The 18,521-nt window shown below is 58.2% G+C and carries 17 protein-coding genes; 11 read left to right on the top strand and 6 right to left on the bottom strand.

Going from position 1 to position 18,521, the window contains the following annotated elements:
* Positions 1-7 precede the first annotated feature (7 nt).
* Entirely contained in the window at positions 8-1,042 is a 1,035-nt protein-coding gene (gene dapD, locus CFBP1590_RS20185) for a 2,3,4,5-tetrahydropyridine-2,6-dicarboxylate N-succinyltransferase (protein ID WP_004879000.1), read from the bottom strand.
* Between the two features lie 47 nt (positions 1,043-1,089).
* Complete coding sequence (locus CFBP1590_RS20180) at positions 1,090-1,437, bottom strand: ArsC family reductase (protein ID WP_029241717.1); 348 nt, start codon at positions 1,435-1,437, stop codon at positions 1,090-1,092.
* 214 nt (positions 1,438-1,651) lie between these two features.
* On the opposite strand from CFBP1590_RS20180, the gene CFBP1590_RS20175 reads away from it, so the two are divergent.
* A complete protein-coding gene (locus CFBP1590_RS20175; RefSeq protein WP_004879005.1) occupies positions 1,652-1,882 on the top strand; it encodes a hypothetical protein in 231 nt (76 codons plus the stop codon).
* A gap of 73 nt (positions 1,883-1,955) precedes the next feature.
* On the opposite strand, the gene CFBP1590_RS20170 is transcribed toward CFBP1590_RS20175, so the two are convergent.
* From CFBP1590_RS20170 to map, 4 genes are all read right to left on the bottom strand, one after another.
* A complete protein-coding gene (locus tag CFBP1590_RS20170) occupies positions 1,956-2,783 on the bottom strand; it encodes a matrixin family metalloprotease (protein WP_088235804.1) in 828 nt (275 codons plus the stop codon).
* Between the two features lie 133 nt (positions 2,784-2,916).
* The gene (gene dapC / locus CFBP1590_RS20165) at positions 2,917-4,110 is read right to left on the bottom strand and encodes a succinyldiaminopimelate transaminase (RefSeq protein WP_029241715.1); all 1,194 of its coding nucleotides are present in this window, start codon (positions 4,108-4,110) and stop codon (positions 2,917-2,919) included.
* Positions 4,111-4,142: 32 nt separating this feature from the next.
* Positions 4,143-6,842 (bottom strand): [protein-PII] uridylyltransferase, encoded by a 2,700-nt coding sequence (locus CFBP1590_RS20160; protein ID WP_088235803.1) that lies wholly within the window; start codon positions 6,840-6,842, stop codon positions 4,143-4,145.
* Positions 6,843-6,889: 47 nt separating this feature from the next.
* Entirely contained in the window at positions 6,890-7,672 is a 783-nt protein-coding gene (gene map / locus CFBP1590_RS20155; RefSeq protein WP_043304642.1) for a type I methionyl aminopeptidase, read from the bottom strand.
* A gap of 312 nt (positions 7,673-7,984) precedes the next feature.
* Here map and rpsB point away from each other — a divergent pair, with 312 nt between their 5' ends.
* From rpsB to CFBP1590_RS20105, 10 genes are all read left to right on the top strand, one after another.
* Positions 7,985-8,728: a 30S ribosomal protein S2 gene (gene rpsB, locus CFBP1590_RS20150; protein WP_004879016.1), complete on the top strand. Its 744-nt coding sequence runs from the start codon at positions 7,985-7,987 to the stop codon at positions 8,726-8,728.
* A 190-nt stretch (positions 8,729-8,918) separates the two neighbouring features.
* Positions 8,919-9,788: a translation elongation factor Ts gene (gene tsf / locus CFBP1590_RS20145; protein ID WP_058431979.1), complete on the top strand. Its 870-nt coding sequence runs from the start codon at positions 8,919-8,921 to the stop codon at positions 9,786-9,788.
* Between the two features lie 206 nt (positions 9,789-9,994).
* Complete coding sequence (pyrH, locus tag CFBP1590_RS20140; RefSeq protein WP_004879021.1) at positions 9,995-10,738, top strand: UMP kinase; 744 nt, start codon at positions 9,995-9,997, stop codon at positions 10,736-10,738.
* A complete protein-coding gene (gene frr, locus CFBP1590_RS20135) occupies positions 10,735-11,292 on the top strand; it encodes a ribosome recycling factor (protein WP_024686173.1) in 558 nt (185 codons plus the stop codon). Before pyrH ends, frr begins: the two co-directional genes overlap by 4 nt.
* A 16-nt stretch (positions 11,293-11,308) precedes the next feature.
* A complete protein-coding gene (gene uppS / locus CFBP1590_RS20130; protein WP_029241711.1) occupies positions 11,309-12,064 on the top strand; it encodes a polyprenyl diphosphate synthase in 756 nt (251 codons plus the stop codon).
* Positions 12,064-12,879 (top strand): phosphatidate cytidylyltransferase, encoded by an 816-nt coding sequence (locus tag CFBP1590_RS20125; RefSeq protein ID WP_088235802.1) that lies wholly within the window; start codon positions 12,064-12,066, stop codon positions 12,877-12,879. The genes uppS and CFBP1590_RS20125 overlap by 1 nt, the downstream gene beginning before the upstream one ends.
* The gene (gene ispC, locus CFBP1590_RS20120; protein ID WP_088235801.1) at positions 12,876-14,066 is read left to right on the top strand and encodes a 1-deoxy-D-xylulose-5-phosphate reductoisomerase; all 1,191 of its coding nucleotides are present in this window, start codon (positions 12,876-12,878) and stop codon (positions 14,064-14,066) included. Before CFBP1590_RS20125 ends, ispC begins: the two co-directional genes overlap by 4 nt.
* Positions 14,067-14,171: 105 nt before the next feature.
* Positions 14,172-15,524 carry a sigma E protease regulator RseP gene (gene rseP, locus CFBP1590_RS20115; RefSeq protein ID WP_088235800.1) on the top strand — a complete coding sequence of 451 codons (1,353 nt, stop codon included), beginning with the start codon at positions 14,172-14,174 and terminating at the stop codon, positions 15,522-15,524.
* Between the two features lie 74 nt (positions 15,525-15,598).
* Complete coding sequence (gene bamA, locus CFBP1590_RS20110) at positions 15,599-17,971, top strand: outer membrane protein assembly factor BamA (RefSeq protein ID WP_088235799.1); 2,373 nt, start codon at positions 15,599-15,601, stop codon at positions 17,969-17,971.
* Between the two features lie 45 nt (positions 17,972-18,016).
* A complete protein-coding gene (locus CFBP1590_RS20105) occupies positions 18,017-18,520 on the top strand; it encodes an OmpH/Skp family outer membrane protein (RefSeq protein ID WP_002554721.1) in 504 nt (167 codons plus the stop codon).
* Position 18,521 lies beyond the last annotated feature (1 nt).

Below are 18,521 nucleotides of genomic sequence, written 5' to 3'. Positions count from 1 at the left end.
CACGGCATCAGTTGTGAGCGTGCAGGGCTTCGTTCAGCTCGATGGCCGACTTGTGGGTCTTGCATTCCACAGCGCCGGTCTGCGAGTTGCGACGAAACAGCAGGTCGTTCTGACCGGCCAGCTCACGCGCCTTGACGATTTTGACCAGCTCGTTGTTCTCGTCGAGCAGGGCAACCTTGGTACCGGCCGTCACGTACAGACCCGATTCCACGGTGTTGCGATCGCCCAACGGAATACCGATACCTGCGTTGGCGCCGATCAGGCAGCCTTCGCCGACCTTGATGACAATGTTGCCGCCGCCGGACAGGGTGCCCATGGTGGAGCAGCCGCCGCCCAGGTCGGAACCCTTGCCGACGAAGACGCCAGCCGACACACGACCTTCGATCATGCCCGGACCTTCGGTGCCGCCGTTGAAGTTGACGAAACCTTCATGCATCACGGTAGTGCCTTCGCCGACGTAGGCGCCCAGGCGTACACGTGCGCTGTCAGCGATACGAACGCCGCTCGGCACGACGTAGTCGGTCATTTTCGGGAACTTGTCCACCGAGAACACTTCCAGCAGTTCGCCTTTCAGGCGGGCTTCCAGCTGACGCTCGGCCAGTTCGCTCAGGTCCACAGCGCCCTGGCTGGTCCAGGCAACGTTCGGCAACAACGGAAAAATGCCGGTCAGGTTCAGGCCGTGCGGCTTGACCAGACGATGGGACAGCAGGTGCAGCTTGAGGTACGCCTCAGGGGTCGACGTCAGCGGCGCATCTTCAGCCAGCAGCGTGGCAACCAGCGGCTTGTGGCTCTCGGCCAGACGGTTGAGCAATGCAGCCTGGGTCGCGTCGATCGATTTGACGGCATCGGCCAGCTTGTAGGACTGATCAACATTGAACGTGATCGCCTGATTGCCGCCGGTGTAGCCCAGCGCTGGCGCGATGGCCGCAATCAGCTCGGCCGAAGGGTTGATCACAGGCTGTGCGTAGAACACTTCCAGCCAAGCGCCTTCGCGATTTTGAGTGCCAACGCCGAAGGCCAGGCTGAACAGGGTAGTGGACATGCGAATACCTCGTAACTTATCTAAGGGCTAATCAGTAGCGTCCCGGCTTACTGAACGGCCGCTGCATACAGGTCTGGTTTGAAGCCAATCAGGGTCTTGTCGCCCAGATCAAGCACAGGGCGCTTGATCATGGACGGCTGGGCGAGCATCAATTCAATGGCCTTGGGCTGGTCGATATCGGCTTTCTGCGCATCGTCGAGCTTGCGGAAAGTCGTGCCCGCCCGGTTCAGCACGACTTGCCAGCCATGCTCATTGCACCACTGGGTCAGGTGCTCGCGGTCGATGCCTTGCGTCTTGTAATCATGAAAATCGTAGCTGACGGAATGCTCGTCGAGCCAGGTACGTGCTTTTTTCATGGTGTCGCAGGCTTTGATGCCGAACAGGGTGTAAGTCATTGAATTGTGCAGGGAGACGGGCGTTGCCGGATGTTCCCTGTTGCCTCCCGTGATTTTTGGTCGGTGATTATGCCACGTCAGCGCAGTTAGCGCTTTGGCTGTCTGGCACAGGCGCCTCGACCACTTTAGGTGAAGAACATTTCACCCGTCTTACTCTTGAGCGATGGGCGGTGAAGAGTAATGATGATGTACCACATGTAAGATCGGGTGCGTTATGTCTGAACAGGAAAAGAAGAGGGAAGCGGCGCTTATCCGACAACGTTATTACAGGGAACGTCAACGCGCGGAAGGCTTCAAGCAGAACACAATCTGGATACACAGCCAGGCTGAGATAGAAGGGCGGATGGCAGCGCGGGAAGGAAAACCGCTGTTGCCGATGCGGTCTCATGATCCTGTCAGTTGGGCTGTGGGATGGATTGCTGAAACGTTGAGGGTTCGGGATTAGGCGTTCTCTGAAAGGCGCGTCACGTAAGCCTCGTGCAATCGATGACGCGCCAATCAGTTCAGAATCAGTTGTACTACGGCTTTTCAAATTTCGAATTGCTGCGGTCAGAGTAGATCGACTGCATGAGTTCGATGTCTTTTGCACTCAGTGTCTTGCCGGTATTGATGATTTCGAAATCGCCCAGTGTCAGGCCGTTCGGAACATCGAAGTGCATGATCGAATCCTTGTCATAGGCTGAATAGTGAAAGTCAGCCGCTTCGTATTGATCGAGAAAATTTCTGGCCACCAGTTCATCGCTGTAGCCTGCCTGTGCCAGCAGGCGACGCAACACCGGTTCGTTCCACGGAATCCTCGCATCCGGATGCTGATGCTCATGAACGGCGCCCAGCGCATGTCCGAACTCGTGCAGGACAATGCGTTCCAGTTCGGCTTTTGGCCGTAGATCGCTTTCGAATATTTCCCCGACATTGAATTCCATCGTGGCCTTGTCCTGCGCGACCAGCAGGGCGTCGGTGCCCAGCTCGCTCCAGTTCAGGTGGGTGTTGAGACCGATACGAATGTCGCTGGGGCCGCTGGTGACGAATTCGAACTTCAGGTTCACGTGCGGCAGCCACTTGCGAGCTGCATCGATGATTGGCTGAGTCAGCGGGGCGGGTGGATTCTTGAGGAATTCGATCTTCAGGGTTCTGCCACGCGCCCAGTACTTGTTGAAAGCAACCAGAATGCGTGGTTCGCGCTCGGTGACGTCCGAGGCGTAACCCGTTTCCGATTCGTAGGTCGGTGTGATGGAAGCGTTGGCCGGGTTTTCGCGAATGGCTGTCTCGTAGGACGCCTGATAGTCCTCTGCGTCGCGCATCGAACAGAGCAGTGGCAGGTTTTCTCGGGTCTGTGATTCGATCATGTGGGTCATCTTCGTGTGAGGCGCATCCGTGTCGGGATGCGTAATAAATGGACCACGAAGATAAACAGCTGAAAGGCAGTACAGGTATTAGGTAAATACTGCGCCGCGCATTGCGCGCGACGCAGTGGCTGGCTTATTTGCGCACGAAATCACGAATGCGTTCGGCGGCCTCGATGCATTCGGCCAGCGGCGCAACCAGCGCCAGACGAACCCTGCCGGCGCCCGGATTGACGCCGTCGACTTCACGCGAGAGGTACGAGCCGGGCACAACGGTCACATGCTGATCGACGAACAGGTCGCGGCAAAAGGCAGCGTCGTCTGTGCCGACGTTCGGCCACAGATAGAAGCCGCCGTCCGGGCGTTGTACATCCAGGACGGGTGCGAGGATGTCCAGCACGGCATCGAACTTCTCACGGTACAGGTCGCGGTTCGCACGAACATGCGCTTCGTCGTTCCAGGCTGCGATGCTGGCCAGTTGGGTTTGAACCGGCATGGCGCAGCCGTGGTAGGTGCGATACAGCAGAAATGCCTTGAGAATGTCCGCATCGCCCGCCACGAAACCCGAGCGCAGGCCTGGCAGGTTGGAACGCTTGGACAGGCTGTGGAACACCACGCAGCGTTTGAAATCCTTGCGACCCAGTTCCACGCAGGCGCTGAGCAGACCGGGTGGCGGCGTCTGCTCGTTGAAGTACAGTTCGCTGTAGCATTCGTCGGCGGCGATCACGAAGTCGTGTTCGTCAGCCAGGGCGATCAGCTTCTTAAGGGTGTCCACCGGAATCAATGCACCGGTCGGGTTGCCCGGCGAGCACAGAAACAGAATCTGGCAGCGCTTCCATATATCCGGCGTCACCGCATCGAAATCCGGGTTGAAACCGTTTTCGCTCAGGCACGGCAGGTAGTAAGGCTGTGCGCCCGCCAGAAAGGCTGCGCCTTCGTAGATCTGATAGAACGGGTTTGGGCTGATGACCAGTCCATCGTCGCTGCGGTTGACCACGGTCTGAGTGAAGGCAAACAGCGCCTCGCGAGTGCCGTTGACCGGCAGAACGTTGCGCGCCGGGTCCATCCAGCCTTCAGGCAGGTCGAACCTGCGCGTGCACCAGCCTGCAATTGCCTCGCGCAGTGCCGGAATGCCGAGCGTGGTCGGATAGACCGCCATCTGGTCCAGGTTGTCGGCCAGGGTTTTGGCGACAAAATCGGGAGAGCGATGCTTGGGCTCACCAATGGACAGCGCAACCGGACGCTTTTCCGGGTTGGGCGTCACACCGCCGAGCAGGGCACGGAGCTTCTCGAACGGGTAAGGTTGAAGCAGTTGCATGGCGTTGTTCATGAGGTAAAGGCTCTCAAGGACTGCGTCGAAGGTTAAATACTGAGCCGCATCTCGCCGCTGGGCTGCGAATTGACACTCAGTTGCTTGATGATCGCCTCCTGCAATCGGCTGCACAGTTGCGGATCGGACAGCGGATGATTGTCGGCATCCGTGATAAAGAACACGTCCTCCACCCGCTCACCCAGTGTCGCAATCTTGGCATTCTGTAGCGACAGGTCGAACTCCAGGAAAATCTTGCCGATGCGCGCCAGCAGGCCCGGACGATCCGGGGCCAGCAGTTCGAGCACGGTGACCGGACGCTGTGCATCGTTGTGAATCGTGACCTGCGGTGCAAAGGCGAAATGCTTGAGCTGCCTGGGCACGCGCCGCTTGATGATGGTCGGGTAGTCATCCGGATTGCGCAGTGCTTCGGTCAGGCCCTCACGGATTTCCTGAACGCGTACCGGATTGTCGCCGATCGAACCGCCTTCGTTGTCCAGCACAATGTAGGTGTCGAGTGTGAACTTGCTGCTGGAGGTAATAATGCGTGCGTCGTGAATGTTCAGGTTCAACTGATCCATCGCTGCCACGGTCACGGCGAAGAAGTCATGCTGGTCCGGTGCGTAGATGAAGATCTGCGTGCCGCCTTCGAATTCCCGCTGCGTGGTTTCCTTGATCAGCACCAGCGGGCCGCCATCGGCGGGTTGCTGCAGGATGGCATCGCTGTGCCAGGCCACGTCGCCTGCGGTATGGCGCAGGAAGTAGTCATCACCCAGTGCCGACCAGAGTTGCTCGACGTCATCGGGGTCAGTGCCGTTGCGCACCAGAATGTCCAGTGCTGCAATCTGCGTGCGACGGATCTGTTCCTCGCGATCGACCGGGTTCTCGAGGCCACGGCGCAGCGCACGTTTGGTCTCGGTGTACAGCTGGCGCAGCAGGCTGGCACGCCACGAGTTCCAGAGCGTGGGATTGGTCGCATTGATGTCGGCAACGGTGAGCACGTACAGGTAATCCAGATGAACCTCATCGCCCACGAACTGGGCAAAATCGTGGATGACCTGCGGGTCGGACAAGTCCTTGCGCTGCGCGGTGGTCGACATCACCAGGTGATGGCTCACCAGCCAGACGATCAGACGGGTGTCCCAGTTCGGCAAGTGGTGACGCACACCGAAGGCTTCGGCATCCACCGCGCCCAGTTCGGAGTGATCGCCGCCACGGCCCTTGCCGATGTCGTGATACAGCCCGGCCAGGTAGATCAGTTCGGGTTTTGGCAGGCGGCCCATGATCTTGCTGGCCAGCGGAAATTTCTCCGACACCTCGGTGTACTGCAGTTTGCGCAGGTGCTTGATCAGGTTCAGCGTGTGCGCATCGACGGTATAGATGTGGAACAGGTCGTGCTGCATCTGGCCGACAATGTGGCCGAACTCCGGTAGGTACAGGCCCAGAATGCCGTAGCGGTTCATGCGACGCAGATTGCGGTGAATGCCGATTTCGCACTTGAACAGCTCGATGAACAGGCTGGTGTTGCGAATATCGTTGCGGAAGTCGTCGTTGATCAGGTGCCGGTGTTCGCGCAGCAGGCGAATGGTGTCGGCGCGTACGCCCTTGATCTCTGGATGCTGGGCCATCAGCACGAAGATCTCGATCATGGCGAACGGGGTGCGCTTGAACACGTTCGGGTGTGTCGCTTCTATATAACCGTCGTGCAGCTGGAAGCGGGAATTGAGTGGCTGCGGCGTACCGCTGTCGTCTTCCGACAGGATGACTTCTTCGAAGTGCTGGATGATCAGGTCGCTCAACTCGGCGATGCTCATGACCACGCGGTAGTACTTCTGCATCAAGCGTTCGATGGCGAGCTTGGCGTCGCTGTCTTCATAACCCAGCAGGCTGGCAATGCTGCGCTGGTAGTCGAACAGCAGGCGGTCTTCGGAGCGTCCGGCCAGCATGTGCAGGGCATAGCGGACTTTCCACAGGAATTCCTGGGAAGAGGCCAGCAGGTTGTTCTCGCTCTCCAGCAGAAAGCCTTCACCTGCCAGGGCATGCAGGTTCAGGGTGCCGTATTGGCGTCGGGCCACCCAGAGGATGGTCTGGATATCGCGCAGGCCACCGGGCGAGCCTTTGACGTTCGGCTCAAGGTTGTATTCGGTGTCGTTGTATTTGTGATGACGGCTTTTCTGCTCGGCACGTTTGGCCAGAAAGAAATCCTTGCTGGGCCACATATGGCGCGGGCTGGTGACTTCCAGCATGCGCTGGCGCAGGCGCTCGGGGCCTGCAATGGTCCGGCTTTCCATCAGGTTGGTGATGACGGTCAGGTCGGCCAGGCCTTCCTGCGCGCATTCGTCCACCGAACGTACACTCTGTCCGACCTCCAGGCCGATGTCCCACAGCAGGGTCAGGAATCGCTCGATGGGCTCGCGAAAGATTTCGTGGTCTGCGCTGTCCAGCAGAATCAGCAGGTCGATATCGGAGTAGGGGTGCAGTTCGCCCCGCCCATAACCGCCGACCGCCAGCAGCGCGATGTCGGCGTCTTCGCTCCAGTCGAACTGATCCCACGCCTGGCACAGGATGTTGTCCACGAACCAGGCGCGATCCTCGATCAGGCGACGAATGTCGCGTCCCGACCTGAAGCGCGCGTCCAGCACGTCGCGCGCGTTGCGGATGGCTTTCTTGAAGGCAGCGATGGGGCTTGCCTTCAGTGCCAGTTCGGCCTGGAACTGGCCGCGGTCGAACAAATCAGGATCTACCTGCGGCATGGAGCGGGTTTCCTCGTGTCGGACGGTTGGGCGGGTCTATCGATCACTCATGGCGATTTGTGCGCGATGGTGTCGTCGCTGCGCAGGGTGAAAATCTCGTATCCATCAGCAGTCACCAGAATCGTGTGCTCCCACTGGGCAGAGAGCTTGCGGTCCTTGGTGATCGCCGTCCAGCCATCGCCGAGAATTTTTGTGTCGGCCTTGCCCTGATTGATCATCGGCTCGATGGTGAAGGTCATGCCTTCAAGCAACTCGATGCCGGTGCCCGCTTCGCCGAAGTGCATGACCTGCGGCTCTTCATGAAACACCTTGCCGATGCCGTGGCCGCAGAACTCGCGAACCACCGAAAAGCCGTTCTTTTCCGCGTGTTTCTGAATGACTGCGCCGATGTCACCCAGTTTGGTGCCCGGGCGCACGATCTCGATGGCCTTGTACAGGCACTCCTGAGTGACCTGCGAGAGGCGCTCGGCCCATACCGGCACGGTGCCCACGTGAAACATCTTGCTGGTGTCGCCGTGATAGCCATCCTTGATGACCGTGACGTCGATGTTCAGCGTGTCGCCGTTCTTGAGCGGCTTTTCACCGGGAATACCGTGGCACACAACCTGATTGATCGAGGTGCAGATCGACTTGGGGAAGCCCTTGTAGTTCAGCGGGGCGGGGATGGCCTGCTGCTCGTTGACGATGTAGTCGTGGCAGATGCGGTCCAGCTCTTCAGTGGTGACACCGGGCTTGACGTGAGGGCCGATCATTTCCAGGACCTCGGCGGCCAGACGGCCGGCAATGCGCATCTTTTCGATGTCTTCCGGGGTTTTGAGGGTAATAGTCATACAGGGTCTCTCGGCATGTCGTGTGCGCGTTCTGTGCGCAAAGGCGCGATTCTACCAGACCGCCGCGCGGCGAGTGATCATCGCTTCCTTTATATGCACGCGAGACGGCGGCAAAGACGTGGCGAAACAAGCACTTGATTGGAGTTCCGTTCTCTTTCCTTTTGTGGTATAAAATGCGCCGCTTTCCAAGGTCCGTCCTGAAAGCTTAAACCCACACACGTGTCGACACGATGACCTGGGTGCCTTTGGCTCATGCCACTGGTTGGTCATTGGGATACGTGGAGGCCTAACCCGACTTATCAAGGAACTATCATGTCCCAAGTCACCATGCGCGATATGCTGAAGTGCGGCGTCCACTTCGGTCACCAAACCCGTTACTGGAACCCGAAAATGGGTAAATACATTTTCGGTGCGCGTAACAAGATTCACATCATCAACCTTGAAAAAACCCTGCCGATGTTCAACGAAGCTCTGACTTTCGTTGAGCGCCTGGCGTCGGGCAAAAACAAGATTCTATTCGTCGGCACCAAGCGTTCCGCTGGCAAGATCGTCGCTGAAGAAGCAGCACGTTGCGGTTCGCCGTACGTCGACCATCGCTGGTTGGGCGGCATGCTGACCAACTTCAAGACCATCCGTCAGTCGATCAAGCGTCTGCGCGAGCTGGAAGTACAGGCAGAAGACGGTACTTTCGCCAAGCTGACCAAGAAAGAAGCCCTGATGCGCACCCGTGATCTGGAAAAACTGGATCGCAGCCTGGGTGGTATCAAGGACATGGGCGGTCTGCCAGACGCTCTGTTCGTTATCGACGTTGATCACGAGCGCATCGCGATCACCGAAGCCAACAAGCTGGGCATCCCGGTCATCGGCGTTGTCGATACCAACAGCAGCCCTGAAGGCGTTGACTACATCATCCCGGGCAACGATGACGCAATCCGCGCCATCCAGCTGTACATGGGTTCGATGGCTGACGCTGTAATCCGTGGTCGTAACAATGTTGCTGGCGGCACCGACGTATTCGTCGAAGAAGCTCCAGCTGCAGCAGCTGTAGAAGGCTGAGTAAAAACGCCTGGCGTTTACTCAGTACGCGAAAAGGGGGCTTAGCCCCCTTTTTGCCACCTAGGAAATGATTTGTTGGTGGGCGAGCATGGATTTAGTGTCATGTGCCGCTGCCACCCTGAATTTTCAAGAATTGCACGCCCGTTCAGTCGGGTGGAATGGTTGAAGACCTATCCAAGAGGATTTTGAAATGGCAGAGATTACTGCAGCGTTGGTCAAAGAACTGCGCGAGCGTACCGGCGAAGGCATGATGGATTGCAAAAAGGCCTTGACCAAGGCTGGCGGCGACATCGAAAAGGCAATCGACGACATGCGTGCTTCCGGCGCGATCAAGGCCGCCAAGAAAGCAGGCAACGTTGCTGCTGAAGGCGCCATTGCTGTCAAGGTTGCTGAAGACAACAAGTCCGCTGTCATCATCGAAGTGAACTCGCAGACCGACTTCCTGGCTCTGCAGGACGACTTCAAGAACTTCGTGACCAGCAGCATCGAGAAGGCATTCGCTGACAAACTGACCGACGCAGCTCCGCTGATCGAAGCTCAGGAAGTCGAGCGTACCGCTCTGGTTGCCAAGGTTGGTGAGAACGTCAACATCCGTCGTCTGGCGCGTATCGAAGGCGACGTGGTCAATGCTTACCTGCACGGTAACAAGATCGGCGTTGTGGTTGTCCTGAAAGGCGGCGACGCTGAACTGGCCAAAGACATCGCGATGCACGTTGCTGCCAGCAACCCTGAATTCCTGCTGCCTTCGGAAGTTTCGGCCGAAGCGATCGAGCGCGAGAAGGGCGTCTTCCTGCAACTGAACGAAGACAAGATCAAAGGCAAGCCTGATGAAATCGTCGAGAAGATGGTTGCCGGTCGTATCTCCAAGTTCCTGGCTGAAGCAAGCCTGGTAGAGCAGGCGTTCGTCAAGAACCCTGAGCTGACCGTGGGTGCTCTGGCGAAGAAAGCTGGCGCTGAAATCGTATCGTTCACCTACTACAAGGTAGGCGAAGGCATCGAGAAGCCAGTCGACAACTTCGCTGAAGAAGTAGCTGCCCAGGTAGCTGCAAGCAAGAAGTAAGACGGTTTTCCATACGTCGCCCCAAAGAGGCTGCCCGCTCACGCGTGCGGCCTCTTTGTCGAAAGAGAAAAGGAATAATTTCCTTTGAGAATCGGCTCACAAGGCTGCATTCTCCCGACGCTCACGGAGCGTCAGGCTAGAGTAAGCGCAGGCTCCATATAGCCCGCACAGATTTTTTTCAGAAAACGCCGCAGGAGAGATTCGCAATGGCTCAGCAGGGCAGTGGTTATCAGGCTCGCTATAAACGCATTCTACTCAAGCTCAGCGGCGAGGCCCTGATGGGGTCGGAAGAGTTCGGCATCGACCCCAAGGTGCTGGATCGCATGGCGCTGGAAGTCGGCCAGCTGGTCGGTATTGGCGTTCAGGTCGGGCTGGTCATTGGCGGGGGCAACCTGTTCCGTGGCGCGGCACTGAGTGCTGCCGGCATGGACCGCGTCACTGGCGATCACATGGGCATGCTGGCCACTGTGATGAACGCGCTGGCCATGCGCGACGCGCTGGAGCGGGCTAACATTACTGCTATCGTGATGTCCGCCATCTCGATGGTCGGTGTGACGGATCATTACGATCGCCGCAAGGCCATGCGTCACCTGAGCGCCAAGGAAGTGGTGATCTTCGCTGCGGGCACGGGTAATCCGTTCTTCACGACAGATTCGGCCGCTTGTCTGCGTGCTATCGAAATCGACGCTGACGTGGTGCTCAAGGCAACCAAGGTTGACGGCGTATATACCGCAGATCCGTTCAAAGACCCCAATGCCGAGAAGTTCGATCGTCTCTCTTATGATGAAGTGCTGGATCGAAAGCTGGGCGTCATGGATCTCACCGCAATCTGCCTGTGCCGCGACCACAAGATGCCGTTGCGCGTTTTCAATATGAACAAACCCGGTGCCCTCCTGAATATTGTCCACGGTGGCGCCGAAGGAACCCTGATCGAGGAAGTTCAACAATGATCAACGAAATCAAGAAAGATGCTCAGGCGCGCATGCAGAAATCGCTCGAATCCCTGAGCCATGCCTTTGGCCAGATTCGTACCGGCAAGGCCCACCCGAGTATCCTGGGTAGCGTGATGGTGCCTTACTACGGCGCCGACACCCCGTTGAGTGGTGTGGCCAACGTTACTGTGAAAGACTCTCGTACCCTGCAGGTCGTGGCTTTCGAGCGCAACATGCTGGCAGCCGTCGACAAGGCGATCCAGAGCGCGGGTCTGAATCTCAATCCGACCAACCTCGGTGAGATGCTGCTGATCTCCATGCCGGCCCTGACCGAGGAGACCCGCAAGGGCTTCACCAAGCAGGCGCGCAGCGCTGCTGAAGATGCTCGCGTTGCCGTGCGCAACATTCGCCGCGATGCGCTGGGTGATCTGAAAAAGCTGGTCAAGGATAAGGAAATCAGCGAAGACGAAGAGCGTCGTGCCGCTGCCGATATCCAGAAGCTGACCGACAAGGCTGAAGCGGATATCGATGCTGCAACCAAGACAAAAGAAGCAGACCTGATGGCCGTATAAGGTTCGGGGCGCTTTAATGGAAAAGACAAAACCGACCGGGCCGTCATCGGTGCCGCGCCACGTTGCGATCATCATGGATGGCAATAATCGCTGGGCCAAGAAACGCCTGTTGCCGGGTGTTGCCGGTCACAAGGCGGGCGTTGATGCCGTGCGTGCCGTTATCGAGGTCTGTGCGGAAGCCAAGGTCGAGGTGCTGACACTGTTCGCGTTCTCCAGTGAAAACTGGCAGCGTCCGGCCGATGAGGTTGGGGCGCTGATGGAGCTGTTCTTCACGGCGTTACGCCGTGAGACCAAGCGCCTGAACGAAAACGAGATCAGTCTGCGAATCATCGGCGATCGCTCGCGCTTTCATCCCGAGCTTCAGGCAGCAATGCGTGAGGCCGAGTTGCGGACGGCCGGTAACAGCCGCTTTGTTCTTCAGATCGCCGCCAACTATGGCGGACAGTGGGATATCGCTCAGGCCGCTCAACGTCTGGCGCGTGAAGTTCAGGCTGGTCACCTGCAGCCGGAAGACATCACGCCGGATTTGTTGCAGACCTGCCTGGCGACAGGCGATCTGCCTTTGCCGGACCTGTGTATTCGCACGGGCGGCGAACACCGCATCAGCAATTTTCTGCTTTGGCAGCTGGCGTATGCCGAGCTGTATTTCTCCGACCTGTTCTGGCCGGACTTCAAACACGATGCCATGCGCGCTGCGCTGGCTGATTTCGCTTCCCGCCAACGTCGCTTCGGTAAAACGAGCGAACAGGTAGAAGCTGGAGCCCGGGCTTAATGCTGAAACAACGAATCATCACGGCACTCATTCTGTTGCCGATCGCCCTTTGCGGCTTTTTTCTGCTGACCGGTGCGTACTTCGCGCTGTTCATCGGTTTCGTGGTCGTGCTGGGCGCATGGGAATGGGCTCGACTTGCAGGCTTTGCCGCTCAGTCGATGCGCGTCGGCTACGCCGCCGTGGTGGCTGTGCTGCTTTTTCTCATGTACCTGCTGCCTGGGCTTGAGCCCTGGGTTCTGGTTGCTGCTGTCATCTGGTGGGCGTTAGCCACATTCCTGGTGCTGACCTACCCTGACTCCAGCGAGCACTGGGCCAGTGCCGCCTGCAAGCTGGTAATCGGTCTTCTCATCCTGCTGCCTGCTTGGCAGGGGTTGGTCTTGATCAAACAGTGGCCGCTGGGCAATTGGTTGATTCTTGCAGTAATGGTTCTGGTATGGGCGGCCGATATCGGCGCCTATTTCTCGGGCAAGGCATTCGGCAAGCGCAAGCTGGCACCCAAGGTGAGTCCGGGTAAAAGCTGGGAAGGCGTATACGGTGGCCTGGCAGTCAGTCTTGGTATCACAGCGGCAGTAGGCATTTCCCGCGACTGGACGGTCGCTCAGTTCGTTGGCGGTCTGCTGGGCGCTGCCGTTGTGGTGTTCATTTCGGTGATCGGTGATCTGACCGAGAGCATGTTCAAGCGTCAGTCGGGTGTGAAGGACAGCAGCAACCTGCTTCCGGGACATGGCGGCGTTCTGGACCGTATCGACAGTCTGACCGCGGCCATTCCAGTGTTTGCAGTGCTGCTCTGGGCTGCCGACTGGGGTGTCATGTGAGTCGTGTGCAACAGATCACTGTTCTGGGTGCGACCGGCTCCATCGGTTTAAGTACGCTGGATGTCGTTGCTCGTCATCCGTCGCTCTATCAGGTGTTTGCGCTGACGGGTTTCACGCGTCTGAGCGAGCTGCTGGCGTTGTGCATCAGGCATACGCCGCAATTTGCCGTGGTGCCCGAACAGGCCGCAGCGCGCAAGCTGCAGGATGATCTCGCCGCTGCCGGGCTCGATACGCGCGTGCTGGTGGGAGAAGAGGGGCTTTGCCAGGTGTCGGCTCATCCTCAGGTCGATGCCGTCATGGCAGCCATTGTCGGTGCAGCAGGTCTGCGCCCGACACTGGCGGCTGTCGAGGCGGGCAAGAAGGTACTGCTGGCCAACAAGGAGGCGCTGGTCATGTCCGGCGCGCTGTTCATGCAGGCGGTCCGTCACAGCGGAGCGGTCCTGCTGCCCATCGACAGTGAACACAATGCAATCTTTCAGTGCCTGCCTGCGGACTTTGCACGCGGTCTGGGTGCGGTCGGTGTCAGGCGCATCATGCTGACTGCCTCGGGCGGCCCGTTTCGTCAGACGCCTCTGGATCAACTGCACCATGTGACACCCGATCAGGCGTGCGCCCATCCGGTGTGGTCCATGGGACGCAAGATTTCCGTCGACTCCGCCACCATGATGAACAAGGGGCTTGAGCTCATCGAGGCCTGCTGGCTGTTCGATGCTCGTCCTTCTCAGGTGGAAGTCGTGATTCATCCGCAGAGTGTGATCCACTCGCTGGTGGACTACGTGGACGGCTCGGTGCTCGCCCAGCTTGGCAATCCTGACATGCGTACGCCAATCGCCAATGCGCTGGCCTGGCCTGCGCGTGTAGAATCGGGCGTGGCGCCGCTGGATCTGTTTCGCATTGGCCAACTGGACTTTCAGGAGCCCGATGAAGAGCGTTTTCCGTGCCTGCGACTGGCTCGTCAGGCGGCGGAGGCGGGCGGCAGTGCTCCCTCGATGCTCAATGCGGCGAACGAAGTTGCGGTGGCTGCGTTTCTGGACGGGCGTATTCGTTATCTGGAGATCGCCGCTATCATCGAGGATGTGTTGAATCTCGAGCCGGCCATTCAGGTCGAAGACCTCGAAGCGGTATTCGCAGCAGATGGCCGGGCTCGAATGCTTGCCACTCAGTGGCTGGAACGACACGGTCGTTGAAGCTGCAGGAATCAGTGAAGGGATTGATGTGGTGCGTCACGTGCAGGTCCCAAGGTCTGCGATGATAAACACACTTGCCGATGAGTCGGTACCCGGAGAAAGTCGATGAGTGCGTTATACATGATTGTCGGCACCCTGGTTGCGCTGGGCGTGCTGGTCACTTTTCACGAGTTCGGTCACTTCTGGGTGGCGCGGCGCTGTGGCGTGAAGGTTCTGCGGTTTTCCGTAGGCTTCGGCACGCCGCTGGTGCGCTGGCACGACCGTCAGGGCACCGAGTACGTCGTTGCGGCCATTCCTCTGGGCGGCTATGTGAAGATGCTCGATGAGCGCGAAGGCAATGTTCCGCCCGAGCTCGCCGACCAGTCCTTCAACCGCAAGACGGTGTATCAGCGTTTCGCCATCGTCGCGGCAGGTCCTGTTGCCAATTTCCTTCTGGCCATTGCGTTCTTCTGGGTCCTGGCGATGCTGGGCACCCAGCAGGTTCGTCCTGTGATCGGCGCAGTTGAAGCCGGAAGTATCGCCCAGCACGCCGGTCTGGCAGCAGGGCAGGAAATCATGTCCATCGACGGCGAGCCTGTTTCGGGTTGGTCCGCGGTCAATCTGCAGCTGGTACGTCGACTGGGCGAAAGCGGCACGATCGCTGTCACTCTTCGGGAGCCTGGCTCCACGGCCGATACTTCCCGCGAGCTGGTTCTGGATAACTGGTTGAAAGGTGCGGAAGAGCCCGATCCGATCAAGTCCTTGGGTATTCGCCCATGGCGACCTGCCTTGCCGCCGGTGCTGGAAGAGCTTGATCCGAAGGGACCCGCTCAGGCAGCGGGTCTCAGAATGGGAGATCGTCTGATCTCGGTGGATGGTCAACCGCTCAATGAGTGGCAGCAGGTCGTCGACTGGGTGCGTGAGCGTCCGGGGGTAAAGGTTTCGTTGCGTGTCGAGCGTGATGGTGCGCAGCTCGATATCCCTGTCACTCTGGCTGCGCGTGGCGAAGGTCAGGCGGCAGCCGGTTACCTGGGTGCAGGCGTCAAAGGTGTAGACTGGCCAGCCGAAATGGTCCGCGAGGTCAGCTACGGTCCTTTCGCCGCCATGGCGGAGGGCGTGAAGCGTACCTGGACCATGAGCGTGCTGACGCTGGATTCACTCAAGAAAATGTTGTTCGGTGAGCTCTCGGTAAAAAACTTGAGTGGACCGATAACCATTGCTAAAGTGGCGGGCGCTTCGGCCCAGTCGGGTATCGGAGACTTTCTGAACTTCCTCGCTTATCTGAGCATAAGCCTCGGGGTTCTGAATTTGCTGCCCATTCCCGTCCTGGACGGGGGGCATTTGCTGTTTTATCTGATCGAGTGGGCGCGTGGTCGTCCCCTTTCGGAAAAGGTTCAAGGTTGGGGGGCGCAGATCGGTATCAGTCTGGTTGTGGGCGTTATGTTGCTCGCGCTGGTCAACGATCTGGGTCGACTGTAAAGCGTTGCCGAGTTGCGAATCTGCCGCATTTTGCGGCAGTTTGTTTATTGCCAGTTGGAATAAGAAAGGACTTCATGAAACGTCTGCTGCTAACTGCGGTTCTTGCCGCACTGATGATCGCTGAAGTTCACGCCGAGTCCTTCACCATCTCCGATATCCGTGTCAACGGCCTCCAGCGGGTTTCCGCCGGCAGTGTCTTTGGCGCACTGCCGCTCAACGTGGGCGAGCAGGCGGACGACGGTCGTCTGGTCGATGCCACTCGTGCGTTGTTCAAGACCGGCTTCTTTCAAGATATCCAGCTGGGTCGCGATGGCAACGTACTCGTCATCTCCGTTGTCGAGCGTCCTTCTGTTGCCAGCATCGAGATCGAAGGCAACAAGGCGATCTCCACCGAAGACCTCATGAAAGGCCTCAAACAATCGGGTCTGGCTGAAGGTGAAATTTTCCAGCGCGCCACGCTCGAGGGCGTGCGTAACGAACTGCAGCGTCAGTACGTGGCCCAGGGTCGCTACTCTGCCGAGGTTGCCGCCGAAGTCGTGCCGCAACCGCGCAACCGTGTCGGCCTCAAGATCAACATCAATGAAGGCACCGTCGCCTCCATTCAGCACATCAACGTCGTGGGCAACACCGTGTTCCCCGACGAAGATCTGATCGACCTGTTCGAACTCAAGACCTCCAACTGGCTGTCCTTCTTCAAGAACGACGACAAGTACGCCCGTGAGAAACTCTCCGGCGACCTGGAACGTCTGCGTTCGTACTACCTCGACCGTGGCTATATCAACATGGATATCGCCTCGACCCAGGTCTCGATCACGCCTGACAAGAAAAACGTCTACATCACTGTGAACGTCAACGAAGGCGAGAAGTACAGCGTCAAGTCGGTCAAGCTCAGCGGTGACCTGAAAGTCCCTGAAGATCAGGTCAAGTCCCTGATGCTGGTTCAGCCAGGTCAGGTGTTCTCGCGCAAGGTCATGACCACGACCTCCGAGCTGATCACCCGTCGTCTGGGTAACGAAGGCTATACCTTCGCCAACGTGAACGGTGTTCCGACGCCGAACAACGAAGATCACACGGTCGATATCACTTTCGTGGTCGATCCGGGCAAACGCGCCTATGTGAACCGAATCAACTTCCGTGGCAACACCAAGTCTGCGGACGAAGTGCTGCGCCGCGAAATGCGTCAGATGGAAGGCGGTTGGGCTTCCACCTACCTGATCGACCAGTCCAAGACCCGTCTGGATCGTCTGGGCTTCTTCAAGGAAGTCAACGTCGAAACGCCGGCCGTGCCGGGCACCGACGATCAGGTGGACGTGAACTACGCGGTCGAGGAGCAGGCGTCCGGTTCGATCACCGCCAGCGTCGGCTTTGCACAGAGTGCCGGTCTGATTCTGGGTGGTTCGATCAGCCAGAACAACTTCCTGGGTACCGGTAACAAGGTCAGCATCGGTCTGACCCGATCCGAATACCAGAGCCGTTACAACTTCAGCTACGTCGATCCGTACTACACGCCGGACGGTGTCAGCCTGGGTTACAACGCGTTCTACCGCACCACCGACTACGACGATCTTGACGTGGACGTGGCGAGCTATGCGGTCGACAGCCTTGGCGCCGGTGTGAGCCTGGGTTATCCGATCAGCGAAACTTCCCGTCTGACCTACGGCCTGACCGTACAGCAGGACGAGATCAAGACCGGTACGTACACCGTTGACGAAATCTTCGATTTCACCAACCGCGAAGGCGACAAGTTCCTGAACTTCAAGGCGTCCGCCGGCTGGTCCGAGTCCACCCTGAACAAGGGCGTGCTGCCGACCCGTGGTCATTCCCAGAGCCTGGTGTTTGAAACCACGCTGCCGGGTAGCGACCTGTCCTTCTACAAGCTGGACTACCGCGCACAGTATTTCCACCCGATCACCGACAACTACACGCTGCGCCTGCACACCGAACTGGGTTATGGCGACGGTTATGGTTCGACGTCGGGACTGCCGTTCTATGAAAACTACTACGCCGGTGGCTTCAACTCGGTCCGTGGTTTCAAGGACAGCACGCTGGGTCCTCGCAGTACGCCGAGTTCGGGTCGCAATCCCGGAACAGCGGTCGACCCCGATCAGGATCCGCTTCCATTCGGTGGCAACGTACTGGTCCAGGGTGGTGTAGAGGTCATGTTCCCGCTGCCGTTCATCAAGGATCAGCGTTCCCTGCGCACCTCTGTGTTCTGGGATGTGGGTAACGTCTTCGACAGCAATTGCGATTCCAGCAGAACGCGCAACGGTCAACGTGTCGAATGTAACAACGTCGATTTGTCCGGCATGGCCAGTTCTGTCGGTGTTGGCGTGACCTGGATCACCGCTCTTGGTCCTTTGAGCTTCGCCCTGGCGATGCCGATCAAGAAGCCGGACGACGATTCCGAAACACAGGTTTTCCAATTCTCCCTGGGTCAGACCTTCTAAGCGTCTGATCTTTGATAACGCAACGAATTCTGTAGGAGTTGTATTGTGCGTAAGTTGACTCAATTGGTACTGCTGGCCACCGTTCTGGTTGCAAGCCCTGCTTTTGCTGACATGAAGATCGCTGTGCTGAACTATCAGATGGCGCTGCTGGAATCCGATGCTGCCAAGAAATACGCCGTTGATGCCGAGAAGAAATTCGGTCCGCAGCTGACCAAGCTCAAGAGCCTGGAAAGCAGCGCCAAGGGTATCCAGGATCGTCTGGTAAGCGGCGGCGACAAGATGGCTCAGCCTGAGCGCGAGCGTCTTGAGCTTGAATTCAAGCAGAAAGCACGTGATTTCCAGTTCCAGTCCAAGGAGCTGAATGAGGCCAAGGCCGTTGCTGACCGTGAAATGCTCAAGCAACTCAAGCCGAAGCTGGATCAGGCCGTTGAAGAAGTTATCAAGAAAGGTGGTTTCGACCTGGTATTCGAGCGCGGTGCGGTGATTGACGTCAAACCTCAGTATGACGTTACTCGCCAGGTCATCGAGCGCATGAATCAGCTGAAGTAAT

Source organism: Pseudomonas viridiflava, assembly GCF_900184295.1.
Lineage (GTDB): Bacteria > Pseudomonadota > Gammaproteobacteria > Pseudomonadales > Pseudomonadaceae > Aquipseudomonas > Aquipseudomonas viridiflava.
This window is presented reverse-complemented; position numbering and strand designations above follow the sequence as displayed.